Annotated in this window: 12 protein-coding genes; 2 read left to right on the top strand and 10 right to left on the bottom strand. The window is 58.0% G+C overall.

The window, feature by feature from the left end:
* The 10 genes from B2W52_RS06855 to B2W52_RS06810 all read right to left on the bottom strand — a co-directional run.
* Nucleotides 1-962 (bottom strand): molybdopterin cofactor-binding domain-containing protein (locus tag B2W52_RS06855; protein ID WP_286802104.1); only part of this gene is annotated, 962 nt, incomplete at its 3' end.
* A complete protein-coding gene (locus B2W52_RS06850) occupies nt 952-1,785 on the bottom strand; it encodes an FAD binding domain-containing protein (RefSeq protein ID WP_273156765.1) in 834 nt (277 codons plus the stop codon). The genes B2W52_RS06855 and B2W52_RS06850, both read right to left, overlap by 11 nt.
* Nucleotides 1,786-1,794: 9 nt before the next feature.
* Nucleotides 1,795-2,298 carry an ureidoglycolate lyase gene (locus B2W52_RS06845; protein ID WP_273072969.1) on the bottom strand — a complete coding sequence of 168 codons (504 nt, stop codon included), beginning with the start codon at nt 2,296-2,298 and terminating at the stop codon, nt 1,795-1,797.
* A complete protein-coding gene (alc, locus tag B2W52_RS06840) occupies nt 2,295-3,320 on the bottom strand; it encodes an allantoicase (RefSeq protein WP_273156770.1) in 1,026 nt (341 codons plus the stop codon). The genes B2W52_RS06845 and alc overlap by 4 nt, the downstream gene beginning before the upstream one ends.
* A 15-nt stretch (nt 3,321-3,335) precedes the next feature.
* Complete coding sequence (gene puuE, locus B2W52_RS06835; protein WP_286802103.1) at nt 3,336-4,268, bottom strand: allantoinase PuuE; 933 nt, start codon at nt 4,266-4,268, stop codon at nt 3,336-3,338.
* A complete protein-coding gene (locus tag B2W52_RS06830) occupies nt 4,265-4,954 on the bottom strand; it encodes a TetR/AcrR family transcriptional regulator (protein WP_273073030.1) in 690 nt (229 codons plus the stop codon). The genes puuE and B2W52_RS06830 overlap by 4 nt, the downstream gene beginning before the upstream one ends.
* Nucleotides 4,955-5,023: 69 nt before the next feature.
* Nucleotides 5,024-5,800: an outer membrane protein OmpK gene (locus tag B2W52_RS06825; protein WP_273073031.1), complete on the bottom strand. Its 777-nt coding sequence runs from the start codon at nt 5,798-5,800 to the stop codon at nt 5,024-5,026.
* Between the two features lie 62 nt (nt 5,801-5,862).
* Nucleotides 5,863-6,783 carry an ABC transporter permease gene (locus tag B2W52_RS06820; protein ID WP_273073032.1) on the bottom strand — a complete coding sequence of 307 codons (921 nt, stop codon included), beginning with the start codon at nt 6,781-6,783 and terminating at the stop codon, nt 5,863-5,865.
* Between the two features lies 1 nt (nt 6,784).
* Complete coding sequence (locus B2W52_RS06815; RefSeq protein WP_273073033.1) at nt 6,785-7,888, bottom strand: ABC transporter permease; 1,104 nt, start codon at nt 7,886-7,888, stop codon at nt 6,785-6,787.
* Entirely contained in the window at nt 7,875-9,410 is a 1,536-nt protein-coding gene (locus tag B2W52_RS06810; RefSeq protein WP_273073034.1) for an ABC transporter ATP-binding protein, read from the bottom strand. The genes B2W52_RS06815 and B2W52_RS06810 overlap by 14 nt, the downstream gene beginning before the upstream one ends.
* Nucleotides 9,411-9,648: 238 nt before the next feature.
* Here B2W52_RS06810 and xdhA point away from each other — a divergent pair, with 238 nt between their 5' ends.
* Both xdhA and xdhB read left to right on the top strand, forming a co-directional pair.
* Entirely contained in the window at nt 9,649-11,112 is a 1,464-nt protein-coding gene (gene xdhA / locus B2W52_RS06805; RefSeq protein WP_273073035.1) for a xanthine dehydrogenase small subunit, read from the top strand.
* The coding region (xdhB, locus tag B2W52_RS06800) for a xanthine dehydrogenase molybdopterin binding subunit (RefSeq protein ID WP_286802099.1) at nt 11,105-13,337 on the top strand (2,233 nt) is incomplete at its 3' end. The genes xdhA and xdhB, both read left to right, overlap by 8 nt.

The following is a 13,337-nucleotide window of genomic DNA, read 5'->3' as shown; positions in this document are numbered from 1 at the left end:
GTGGCGTGATCCAGAAAATTCTCCAGCACCGCCGGCCCCAGGCTTGCGTAGGCGCCTGTGTCCAGCAGCGCATCGACACGGTGGGCCAGAATCCGGCCCTGGCTGTCACAGCCTGTGGTCATCACCACCGACACAGGGTGCCTCTTGATGCCAACGCGGCAGGACTCGAAACGATCGAGATGGACCAGTACCGGTAAACCGGTCTGTAAGGCCAGGATGCCCGCCACCGGTTGAATGGTCAGTTCGTCCTTACCGCCAAACGCCCCACCGGTAGGAGTGGCCTCCACCGTAACCTGAGAGAGCTTCAGTCCGAGAATGTCGGCCAGCTGTTCGGCATCACGGTGGCCTGACTGACAACCGACCCGAAAGACCACGCCACCGTTGTTATCCGGAATGGCTACACCGCCTTCGGTCTCCATGAAGGCATGCATCTGCCGGGGCGTCTGGTAGTGATGCTCCACAATCACTGCGCATCGTGCGAAGGCGGCCTCGCTATCGCCGCGCGTGAGGCTGTCCCGGGCCAGAAGGTTGCTTTCGCCATGCAGGGGCGCCATCTGTTCTGCCATTTCAGCCTGATCGACAACAGACAGGGGGTCGTAGTCGACATCAATCACTTCCAACGCCGCCCGTGCCTGTTCCAGAGAGTCTGCGGCAACCGCCGCAATCGCATCGCCCTCGTAGCGGACCCGGTCCTCACATAACACCGGCTGATCACGAACAACAATGCCAAAGCGGTTCAGGCCCGGTACATCCTCCGCCGTCACCACCGCTCTGACGCCCGGCATCGACCTGGCTCGGGTCGTGTCCACCCTCAGGAGACGGGCATGGGCGTATCGGCTGCGCAGGATGGCTCCGTGCAACAGGCCGGGAATGTGCTGCTGATCGGTGGCATAGCCAAGCCTGCCTCCAATGCGTTGCAGAACACCGGTTCCAGCCATACCGGGCTGAGCTTTAAGTTCCAAGCGCCACCTCCGACAACAGCCCCGTCGTCATTCGCCGCAATGCCATGCGCAGATGGGAGTCCTGCCACCCGTGGTCGACCAGTTCACAATCAAGCACTGCCCCGAAATCATCCGGCGCTAGAGCAGCCCAACCGTTAAGAAACGCTTCCGTTGCTGCCAGACGAAGCAGGCCTCCTTCGCCACCCACCGCCAGGCGAAGCCGGTAACCATCATGAACACAAGCCAGAGTGGCGCGGGTCGGACTAAACCGTGCCCGGTATCCGAGCTTTTCCAGCGACATCCGCCACCCCCTGCAGTCCGGAATCGTAAAGCCACGCAACAAATCCTCCGATGTCCGCTCCCGCAGCCATTGGGAAAGTGGCAATATCCGCACGCCTGCGTGACCGACTACGTCCACTCGGACATCAAGGGCCATTGCCAGCGCAGACAGATCACCACCCACAATCAGATTGCCGCCAACCGTTCCCAGGGCCCGGACACCCGGCCCCGCCACCAGATTCAGAAACTTGGCCAACGGCGGCAGATAGTCTCGAACCAGAGGGTGCCGTGCCATCTCTGCCAAAGAGGTCATCGCACCAACGGTCAGCCCATTCGGACCGTCTTCCAGACCCCAGAAGCCAGGCCATGATGCATTCAGCGCCACCAGGTTTTCCGGCCAGCATTGATCCCGCTCATAGGCCGGTTGGAGCCATGTGCCGCCCGCCGTGTAAGACGCCCTGCACTGCCTGGCCAGACTGACCGCCTGGCTGGGAGAATCGGGGCGCAGAACCCGGACCGCTCGCCTCGCGGTCACGAAGTTCAGTTCGGATATGGGGGCTGACACAGGGATACCTTAGCCGTTAGCCAGGATGGGTTTAATGGATTGCTGCAGGTCGACCTCATCACAGTTCTGACCCAGCCCCTGACGATCAACCACCAGATAATCGGCATCGGCCGTCAGGGGCAGCAACGGTGCATGCCATGTGCCGGCATGGTAAGTGACCCCCTGATGACCTTTGACCAGGAATACTCGCACCGCAGCTTCGTCAAAGTCTCCCGGAGGTGCAACGACTGCCAGGAAGTCGACGTTGTTCATGGGTATGAATGACTGACTCCCGAGCGGGTGACGCTCCATTAGAGCTATCTCCAAAGGAGTCAGGGGCTGGCCACGAAAGATCGACAGGATACCCCAGTCTGTCGCACCCGAAAGCTCCACCCGGGACAAGGCATGAAAGCGCTCGGTGCGCCCCTGATTAATGGGAAAGGATTCGGCCCCGTCGGTATCAATCACATCTCCGAACAGCGCAAAGGCTTCGCGGGTCAAAGGCTCGGCAACAAGACTTCGATAACGGCTCATGACACGGGTTTTCCGAACAGGCGGACCCGGCTGACGCCGCCGTCCGGAATGATATTGAAACGGATATGGGTAATCGGCCCCAAATTCTTCAATTCCTGAAACTGATGGATGCTGTTAGCCGTCAACGGCTGCTCGTCCATCAAGGAATGCCAGAACATGCTCTGGGTAATCAGGGACTGTGCCGTACCTGCCCCTTCTTCCACGCAGGCCGCCTGAATGGAACAGGCCGCAGGGAAATTGCCCTTAAAGTGCGCGGTATCCACCTCAATGCGTTCAGCAATGCCCTTATGGCCCAGGGCCAGAATGCACCAGTCGTTACCAGGCTCACGCCGTCGGCGTGTTTCCCAGCCATCCCCCATGTTGATGCCGCGCGCCGGACGCAAAAGCTTGCGCGGTTCGCCATAGTGGGCGTCGCTCCATGCCACCTGGTCACCGCCGTATTCGAGCGCCAGCAGATTCCGGCTCTCATCCGTCGCTAACAGTGTCGCCCAGTCACAGAAGGGCTTACCGTAGGCTCGCAGGCGCGCCAACCCACCATCCGGATATATGTGCAAGCGCAGATGTGTCCAGGGCCGATCGGACTCGATGGTGCAAAATCGGTGGTCATTACCCTTCAGCTCCGTGGCCGGCACCAGCCTATGCCAGTCCGCCTTATCATCCGGCTCACCGTCAGGACTGAAGCACGCTTCCAAAGAGGCCGCTGGAGCATAGTTCCCTGTAAAAAAGCTGGTATCGAAATCGACACCCATCAGAACTCCCGGCATGGCCAGACGCACGATGCACCAGTCGTGGCCCGTTGTACGCCTGCGTCGCGTTTCCCAACCGTCCATCCATTTCCCGTGATCGTCATAGCGATCGGGGAAGAACACAGGCAGTTCCGGATCAAGCATGCGCTCTCTGGGCGCAAAGAACTCATCCGTCACCTGGGTCACTTCCGCTCCCAGACTGCCATCCGCCAGGTTCAATCCCAGACGGGTAAATTCCGGTCCCTCTACGACAGGGGCCACTACGGCATCGGTCATTCTAAAACTCCGGTATCAGTCGGGTTGGTAAGGGTGAACCTGCTTCCAATGGCGGGCGATATCAATGCGCCGGCACACCCATACACGTTCGTATTGCTGGATATAATCAAGGAAACGTTGCAGTGCACGGAATCGGCCCGGACGGCCTACAACCCGGCAATGCAAGCCGACAGACATCATTTTTGGAGCCTCAGCACCTTCTTCATAAAGCACATCAAAGCTGTCTTTCAGGTACTGGAAGAACTGCTCTCCGGAATTGAACCCCTGGGGTGAGCAAAAACGCATGTCGTTGGCTTCCAGCGTATAGGGCACCACAAGATGGGGTTTCTGTTCGCCCGCGCTGGTCTCCACGGTAGTCCAGAATGGCAGGTCATCCCCGTAGTAGTCGCTGTCGTATTCCAGGCCGCCCTGCTCAACGACAAGCCGTCGAGTATTCGGGCTGTCCCGACCGGTGTACCAGCCCTGCGGGGGCTCTCCCGTGAGCTGCGCGTGCTGTTCGATCGCAAGCTCCAGATACTGACGTTCTTCAGACTCGCTCATGTCCTGGTAATGAATCCAGCGCTGGCCGTGGCAGGCAATTTCGTGGCCGTCATCCAGGAACGCCTGGACAACGTCCGGGTTTCGGGCCATCGCCATGGTTACCCCGAACACGGTCAAAGGCAGCTCACGTTTCCGGAATTCTTTCAGAATGCGCCAGACACCGGCACGGGATCCGTACTCATAGAGGGATTCCACACTCATGTGCCGATCCCGGTATGCTTCAGCACCAATGATGTCAGAGAGGAAGGTCTCTGAGTGCTCATCACCATGAAGCACACAGTTTTCCCCGCCCTCTTCATAATTCAGCACAAACTGAACCGCGACCCGGGCGTTCCCGGGCCACTGGGCATGGGGAGGATGTTCACCATAGCCCCGCATATCCCTCGGATATGAAACAGTTTCACTCATTTTGGACTCTCAAGACCGCACCCCCTCAGGATCACACTGGTCAGAAAATCCGCCGCATGGTCAAAGTCTCGCTTCTCGTATTCGGCTTTGTTTTCCACCATCAGGATCTGCACCTGGAAGTCGGCGTAATGTTGGGTTGAAGACCAGATCAGAAAAATCAGCTGCACTGGGTCGACCGGAGCCATGCGCCCGTCGTCGATCCAGGACTGGATAACCTCCGCCCTACCCCGGACCCACTCGCGCATATTCGTGCGCAGGTGCTCAAGCAGGAACGGTGCACCCTGGATAATTTCCATGGCAAACAATCGGGACGCCAGCGGGTACTTGCGGGACATCTCCACCTTGTTCCGGATAAACGTCGCCAGGGCTTCCGACGGGTCGTCTTGCGGACTGATCTCCGTGAACACCTTGTTCCAGCGCGCGAGAATGTCGTCAAACATAGCCCCGTACATGCGCTTCTTGTTGCTGAAGTAGTACAGTACGTTGGACTTTGGCAGCCCGGCCCGCTCGGCGATATTCTGGATCGTCGTACCTTTGTAGCCGTTCAGAGCGAACTCTTCCTCGGCGGCAATCAGTATTCTTTCCCGGTTACGCTCCCGTATCCTTCCCGGACAGTACTTGCGGTTTTTCCTGTTGCTGTCATTTTTAACAGAAACGCTGTTTTCTGAAACTGCCTTGTTAGTCATGAGCCTCTCACTTGTTGTCCAGTTGTTCAGGAATCCGACAGTATGATTCTGCCGGACTCCTGTTCAGGATCAAAAGTGAAATTTTACCAGTGCGCTGACGGAGCTCTGATCGTCGATCAGGGTATCGCCAAGACCGTACTTGTTGTTCCAGTACTGGTACTCAATACCAGCATAGAGAACGCCCGGAGCACCCCAGAAATTGCTCACGTCCAGTTTGATCTGGGGTGTGAACTGAAATTCGGACTTGTGGTCAGATTCGGCAGTCGACCAGTCGATGTAGCCGTCGATCAGGAAGCGGGCAGCACCAACCTCGAACGGAGCGCCCCAAGTAACAGTCAACTGGTAATCATCACTGACCTGCTCGTTATCGACATAGTAAACGGAGGTAGTGAAATACATGAAACCAGGCAGGTCCCACGCCAGCCCTAGACCACCCATGTAGTTGTTGACCTCCGTGCCGCCACCGAATTCATATTGTGCGGCAATAGAGACGTCCTTGACCGGACCAAAGCTAATGTCCGCGCCTGTCAGCCAGCTGGTGCTCAGGTTGGGGGCAAATTCACCGTAGACGTTATCGGAGCCTTCCACATCGCCCTGACCCTGTTCACGATCGATGAAGAAGAAGGTGCTTCCCCAGTTGTGGGCTGTCGCGTTCTCGAAGGTGAAATAAGTCGCCTCGTATTCAAAACCACCATTGCCGCCGGCGTCGAACTCAACACCCTGGTACTGATCACTATGCAGGATGGAAATGCTCGACGAGCCGAAGAATTTCTCAGCCTGGGCTGCCGGAGCAAAAGACGCTGCAGCAACACAGCCAGCGATCAGTGTTTTACGAAATGTTTTCATGGTATTGCCTCTCAGGTTACGTTCTTTTTAAGTCATTGTTGGAGCAAGGTTGATCGTTATTGTTAGCGTCCCGGCCGGTATGGCTGGCCGAGGGAAAGGGGGGTATTAAGTCGAGTTCGGGCCGGATTCCAGGAAAGCAGGACCAGCATCAGAATGGTGACTACGTATGGCAGCATCGCCAGGAGCTCCGTTGAACTCTTCCATCCCAGCCCTTGTAGAACGAGATGCAAAATACTGGCTGCTCCGAACAGGTAGGCACCCAGCACAACCCTCTCAGGCCGCCAGGTGGCGAACACGACCAGCGCCAGGGCTATCCAGCCCCGCCCGGCCGTCATGTTTTCAGTCCAGAGTGGGGTATAGGCAAGAGACAGGTACGCACCGGCCAGGCCGGCCATGCCGCCGCCGAATGCCACCGCCAGGTAGCGTACAACCAGCACTTTCAGGCCATTGGCATTGGCGGCTTCCGGGTCTTCACCCACTGCGCGCAACAACAGGCCACCACGGGTGTGGCGCAGGAAAATGGCCACACCGACAAAGACAATCAGAGACAGATACACCAGTGGATCCTGATCAAACAGGACACGCCCCAGCACCGGGATGTCGCTCAGAAACGGAATGGCAACACGGGTGAAGCCGTCAATGGACTGACCTACAAAGCCGGCCCCAAGAAAGGCACTTAACCCAGTGCCGAAAATGGTCAATGCCAATCCGGCAGCGTACTGATTGGCCGCCAGGGACACCGCCATGAACGCAAACAGCAGCGACATGCCAGTCCCGGCCAATACCGCAGCAGCCACACCGACCACCAGACTGCCACTGGTCAGAGCCGCGACAAACCCGGCGACGGCGCCCATCAGCATCATGCCTTCCTGCCCGAGGTTCAGTACCCCGGAGCGCTCACAAATCAGTTCACCCAGGGCCACCAGTAACAGCGGAGTACCCGCAACAACGGTGGCAGCCAGCACGTTCGTCAACAGTTCCATTTCAGGCCTCCCCGGGGGCAGGCTTGGCTGCCATGGTGGTTTGCCGCGCCGGCCGTTTCAGACGGATGCGATAGTGGATAAAGGCGTCACAGGTCAGCAGGTAGAACAGCAGCAATCCCTGGAACAGACCGGTAACTGCCTTGGGCATATTCATGGCGATCTGGAGCATTTCTCCCCCGATGAACGTCAGCGCCAGCAGCGCACTGGCAACCACAATGCCCAGGGCATGCATACGACCAAGGAAAACGACGATGATGGCGGTGTAGCCATACCCGGGAGACACCTGTGGCACGAGCTGACCAATGGGTCCGGTGACCTCCGAGGCTCCGGCCAGGCCGGCGGTGGCACCGCCTACCAGGAAGGCAAACCAAGTCAGCCGTCGGGCTCCAAAACCGGCGAAGGCCGCTGCCCGATGATCCTGTCCCACCACGTTGAGCTGAAACCCGATAAAACTGCGGGCAAAAAGTACCCAGACCGCGACGGCTGCCAGCAACCCGAAGGCCAGCCCCAGGTGCAACCGTGTACCGGGAATCAAGGCTGGCAATAGGGCCGAGTCAGCAAACATCACGGACTGGGGAAAGCCAAAGCCATAGGGATCTTTAAGAGGACCATGCACCGTGTACAACAGGAGATTCAGTGCGATGTAATTGAGCATGATGGTGGTGAGAATTTCGTTGCAATGCAGGTGCGTTTTCAGGCCTGACGCAATGGCCGCCCACACCATACCGGCGAGCGTTCCGGCCAAAAGTACAATAGGCAACACCCAGAACCCGTCGACATCCACCAACTGGACCGCCATGATGCTGGCGCCAAGGGCTCCCATCAAAAAATGTCCTTCGGCTCCGATATTCCACAGCTTGGCTCGGTAACAGACCGTCAGGCCCGCCGCGCACAACAGCAGAGGCGCCATCTTTAGCCCCAGCTCCGCCAATCCGATCAGATCACTGACCGGAGTAATAAAGAAAAAGGTCAGTCCTTTCACCGGATCCTTACCCATGGCGAGGAAAAGGATAAAACCGGTAATGACGGTCAACACCAGTGCAAGCAGTGGTGATGTCCACCGCATCAAAGCAGAATCACAAGGACGGCGCTCAAGCAGCAACATGGTTCGCCTCCGCAGATTCAAACTCGCCGGCCATCCACTGTCCTAGTTGCTCAATACTCAGCTCAGACGCCATCGCCAGGGGGGATATTCTCCCATTGCAAAGCGCACCCAGCCGGTTACAGAGCTGATAGAGCTCGTCCAGGTCTTCCGATATAAGGACAATGGCCGCCCCTTCATCGCGCAGCTGAATCAGGGCCTCATGAATTGCAACGGCCGAACCGACGTCTACGCCCCAGGTCGGGTGCGACGCCACCAGAAGCGTGGGATTCTGCAATGCTTCTCGGCCAATAATGTACTTTTGGAGGTTACCGCCCGAGAGGCTCCCTGCGGCGCTATTTTCGCCGTTACAGCGGACGTCGAATCGTCGAATTACTTCACGGGAATACTCTCGAACCCGACCGAACCGGATCAGTCCACTCTCAACCAGTCCCTGTCCGGATGCAGTAAGCAGCGCATTGTCTGCCAAGGACATTTTCGGAACAGCACCCCGCCCCAGGCGTTCTTCGGGAACAATCGCGACACCAAGTTTTCGGCGTTGGTCCGGTGCCAGGTTTTCAATGCTCTTTTCATCCAACACGATACGACCGGAATCAACCCGAATTTCTCCAGATAATGCCTTGAGCAGTTCATCCTGTCCGTTGCCGGCAACCCCTGCGATACCTACAATTTCACCCTTGCGCAGTTCCAGGGATACCTTTTTGAGACTTGTGCCAAATGGATCATTGCTCGACCAATTCAAATCCTGGACTTTGAGAAGGACGCGCCCGGGGTCCGCCGGGGTCACCTGAGTTGAAATCGGCGTGTCCTCACCGACCATCAATCTCGCGATGTCCGTCGCTGAAACTTCTGCCGGACGGCAATCACCACTGACACGCCCCTGACGCAACACCGTGGCGTTGTGGCAGAGGCTTCGCACTTCTTCGAGTTTGTGACTGATAAACAGAATGCTGCAGCCCTCTTTCGCGAGTTGGCGCAGCGTGGCAAACAACGAGGACACTTCCTGCGGGGTCAGGACCGACGTCGGCTCGTCGAGAATCAGCAGCGTACTCTCCTGGATCAGACACCGAACGATTTCTACCCGCTGGCGCTCCCCGACGGACAAGGTACTGACGTAACGCCTCGGATCCAGCGCCATACCGTAGTGTTCGGAGACCTCGCGGATACGCTGGTCCAGTTTCTTCCGGTCACGGGCTTCAAAGGGCGGCAGACTGAGGGCGATGTTCTCGGCGACGGTGAGGGTTTCAAACAGTGAAAAATGCTGAAAGACCATTCCGATCCCCATGCGCCGTGCCTGAGCCGGGCTCGTCACCCTGACCTCGTGACCGTTCCAGAGCATCCGGCCTTCATCCGGCTGGACAACACCATAGATCACCTTCATCAGAGTGCTCTTACCAGCACCATTCTCGCCCAGAAGCGCATGAATCTCGCCGGCTTGCACTGTGAGATCAATACCATCGTTAGCCCGGCAACCCGGGTATTCCTTGACGATGTTTTCCAGTTTCAGGCGCAACGCCGCAGTCATAAGAAGCCTCTTTTCCCGTTATGTATTCCTGGCCGACCTGCTAATAAACTGACCAAGCAATCAACATTTCGAACAGCAGCAATATGCTTGCCAATAGTTAATAAAAATAAAAAAACACTTTACTAAACCAGTTGGTCAGCTTTTTGCAGAAAGCCTAAGGAGAACAGCGGAATGCCTTACTCAAGGGAGGGATGGGGTACCGCGCAATACTGCAAATAGGCTTCTGGCGGAGAGAACCGTGATCGAATTTCTTCTGAACGGCCGAATTGAAAAAGTTGACCAGTTCGACCCAAATTTGAGCATCCTAGAATGGTTACGCACCAAAATGCGCCTTACCGGCACCAAAGAAGGCTGCGCCTCCGGCGACTGTGGTGCCTGCACTGTGATTACAGGAACAGCTGACCAACACGGCAACACCCGTTACGAAGCAATCAACAGCTGCATCACCTTGCTGGGAAGCCTTCACGGCAAGGAGCTGATTACTGTTGAAGCCTTCCAACAGGAACCACGCCATCCGGTTCAGCAAGGCATGATGGAGAAGCAGGGTGCCCAGTGTGGTTTCTGCACGCCGGGCATCGTGATGTCCCTGACGGCTCTGCACGCCAACCGCAAGGGCGGCACGGTCAGCAACCATCAAATTCTTGAGGCCCTGTCTGGCAATCTCTGTCGCTGCACCGGCTACCGTCCGATCATAGACGCCGGTAAGGATGCCATGGTGAAAGAATGGACACCGGATACCGAGCACCCGGCCGCTAGCATGGTCCCCGAGTCATCAGAATCTGCGCTGAGCCAGTTTCACCGGAATAACATCACCATGGAAGCAGCCGGAGGGGCCCGGTATGACGCGCCGGTCAGCCTTGATGACCTACGCTCGTTACGGCGGACTTATCCCGATTCAAGGCTGGTGGCGGGCAGCACAGACCTTGCACTGGAAATCACACAACAGCTTTCTTCCTTCGATCACCTGGTGAGCGTGGAGCGTATTACAGAGCTGAAAGGGTGTATCCGGGAGGGCGACGAACTGGTGATAGGTGCTGCCACCACCTATCAGGAGTTCCGGGCGTCGCTGTGCGACCTTTGGCCAGCCTTTGACGCCATGCTCGATCGCCTGGGCTCACTACAGATCCGAAACCGGGGAACCCTGGGCGGCAACATCGCCAACGCCTCGCCCATCGGGGATATGCCTCCACCTCTGATCGCACTCAATGCCTTCCTGGTGCTCGATGGCCCCGCCGGACAGCGCTCGATGCCCATTGAGGATTTTTTCCTGGGCTATAAACAGACTGCCCTGAAATCGGGCGAATTCCTCCACTCCGTTCGGATTCCGGCACCCAAAACCGACGAAGCGCTGCATATCTACAAGGTTTCGAAGCGATTGGACGACGATATCTCTGCTGTCCTGGGCGCCTTCCGACTGACCATAACCGATGGTGTGGTCAGTGACTGCCGGCTGGCCTTCGGCGGCATGGCTGCCACGCCCGCCCGGGCACTGCAGACGGAAAATGCGCTCAAGGGGCAGCCCTGGAACAAGAACAGCGTGGCCACTGCGATCAAGGTTCTTGGCGGCGACTTTTCACCCCTGAGTGATGTCCGGGCCTCGGCCTCTTACCGGCTTCAGGTTGCCGGCAACCTTCTTCGCCGCGCCTGGCTGGCTTCGGACTCACTTCCACGCGAGCAACTGACGGTGACCGACTATGCGTAAACTGCCCCTGAACACATCCACACCGGCCCATACTGCCCAGGGGCTGGCCGGACAAAGCGCCAGGCACGACAGCGCCTGGAAGCACGTCAGTGGTCAGGCCCGCTATATTGACGACTTACCCATGCCGGAAGGCACTCTGCATGCCGCTGTCGGGCACAGCCAACAGGCCCATGCCCGGATAGTCTCCATGGATCTGGATGCCGTCCGCCAATCTCCCGAGGTCATTGCCGTGGTAACCGCCAGGGACGTGCCAGGCCACCTTGACATCGGCCCGGTGTTCCCCGGTGACCCGGTACTGGCGGATGACATCGTGGAGTTTATCGGTCAGCCCCTGTTCGCCGTCGCCGCGACCTCCCACGAAGCTGCTCGCAAGGCAGCCAGACTGGCGAACATTGAGTACGAATCCCTGGACGCGGTCATTACCGTAAACCAGGCTCTGGACAAGGGCCTGTTTGTTCGCCCGAGCCAGACTCAAATGCGGGGCAACCCGGATCACGCTCTCTCCCAGGCAACTCACCGACTGACCGGCGAACAGGTTGTCGGTGGACAGGAGCATTTCTACCTGGAGGGACAGGCCTGTCTGGCAGAACCCACCGAAGACCGGGGCATGTTCGTTCATACCTCCAGCCAGCATCCCTCCGAGGTACAAAAGCTGATTGCCGAGGTTTTGGGGTTGCCCATTCACGAGGTCCAGACCGAGGTTCGAAGGATGGGCGGCGGCTTCGGCGGGAAAGAGACCCAGGCGGCCCAGGTCGCCTGCATCGCAGCCCTGCTGGCCAATGCGACCGGCCGACCGGTGAAGTACCGCCTGTCACGGCCCGACGACATGATCCAGACCGGCAAGCGGCATGACTTTTTCAACACCTATGACATCGGGTTTGATGACGAGGGCCTGATTCAGGGGGCCGACATTATGGTGGCCGGCCGTTGTGGTTACTCTCCGGACCTTTCCGATGCCATCGTCGACCGTGCCATGTTCCACGCCGATAACGCCTACTATCTGGACCAGGCCCGGGTCACCGGCCACCGCTGCAAGACCCACACTGTTTCGAACACGGCATTCCGGGGTTTTGGCGGACCACAGGGCATGATGATCATTGAACAGGCCATGGATGATATTGCCCGCCATCTGGGTCGGGACCCGCTGGATATCCGAAAGCTCAACCTGTATCGCCCCGGGCGGGACACCACCCATTACGACCAGACCATCGAACAGCATGTACTTCCTGAGCTTCTGGAGACGCTGGAAGCCAGCTCAGACTACCGTCAGCGGCGTTCGGAAATCACCAGATTCAACCACTCCAGCCGGGTACTCAAACGCGGCCTGGCGCTGACGCCTGTGAAGTTCGGCATCTCGTTCACCGCGAAGCACCTGAACCAGGCCGGGGCCCTGGTCCACATCTATACCGATGGCAGCATCCACGTAAATCACGGTGGGACCGAAATGGGCCAGGGTCTCTACATCAAGGTCGCACAGGTGGTTGCGTCTGCCTTCCAGGTCGATCTTGAACGAGTCAAAGTGTCGGCGACACGCACCGACAAGGTACCCAACACTTCACCAACCGCCGCCTCTTCCGGCTCCGACTTGAACGGCATGGCCGCGTTGGACGCCTGTGAAAAGATCCTCGCGGGCCTGACGGAGTTTGCTGCGCAGAACTGGTCGGTCTCACCAGAAACCATCCGCTTCTCGGATAACCAGGTGCAGATCGGAGAGCTGGAGATGCCCTGGGAAACCTTTGTTCAGACGGCCTATATGAATCGGGTACCGCTGTCCTCCTCCGGTTTCTATGCCACTCCCAAGATCCATTACGATCCGAAAAGCGGCACGGGGCGCCCGTTCCTGTATTACTCGAACTGCGCTGCCTGTGCCGAAGTGGTGGTCGACACCCTCACCGGCGAGTATCGGGTACTTCGTACCGATATCCTGTTTGATGCCGGACGTTCCCTGAATCCCGATATCGACATTGGTCAGATCGAAGGCGGATTCGTCCAGGGTATGGGCTGGCTGACCACCGAAGAACTGGTCTACAGCGATGACGGCAGACTACTCACAACCGGTCCTGCCACCTACAAGATTCCAGCGGTATCGGACTGCCCCCCGGACCTGAGGGTTACTCTGCTGCCCGACAGCCCGAATCGTGAAGCCACAATATTTCACTCCAAAGCCGTCGGGGAACCTCCACTAATGCTCGGTATCGCCGTCTGGAGCGCCCTGCGTGATGCGG

Source organism: Marinobacter sp. UBA2498, from assembly GCF_002341575.1.
In the GTDB taxonomy this organism is placed as follows: domain Bacteria; phylum Pseudomonadota; class Gammaproteobacteria; order Pseudomonadales; family Oleiphilaceae; genus Marinobacter; species Marinobacter manganoxydans.
This window is presented reverse-complemented; position numbering and strand designations above follow the sequence as displayed.

What these genes read in the sequence shown, in the direction of transcription:
- B2W52_RS06845 (WP_273072969.1), bottom strand. Translation starts at nt 2,298, where the DNA reads ATGAGCCGTTATCGAAGTCTTGTTGCCGAGCCTTTGACCCGCGAAGCC.
- alc (WP_273156770.1), bottom strand. Translation starts at nt 3,320, where the DNA reads ATGACCGATGCCGTAGTGGCCCCTGTCGTAGAGGGACCGGAATTTACC.
- puuE (WP_286802103.1), bottom strand. Translation starts at nt 4,268, where the DNA reads ATGAGTGAAACTGTTTCATATCCGAGGGATATGCGGGGCTATGGTGAA.
- B2W52_RS06830 (WP_273073030.1), bottom strand. Translation starts at nt 4,954, where the DNA reads ATGACTAACAAGGCAGTTTCAGAAAACAGCGTTTCTGTTAAAAATGAC.
- B2W52_RS06825 (WP_273073031.1), bottom strand. Translation starts at nt 5,800, where the DNA reads ATGAAAACATTTCGTAAAACACTGATCGCTGGCTGTGTTGCTGCAGCG.
- B2W52_RS06820 (WP_273073032.1), bottom strand. Translation starts at nt 6,783, where the DNA reads ATGGAACTGTTGACGAACGTGCTGGCTGCCACCGTTGTTGCGGGTACT.
- B2W52_RS06815 (WP_273073033.1), bottom strand. Translation starts at nt 7,888, where the DNA reads ATGTTGCTGCTTGAGCGCCGTCCTTGTGATTCTGCTTTGATGCGGTGG.
- B2W52_RS06810 (WP_273073034.1), bottom strand. Translation starts at nt 9,410, where the DNA reads ATGACTGCGGCGTTGCGCCTGAAACTGGAAAACATCGTCAAGGAATAC.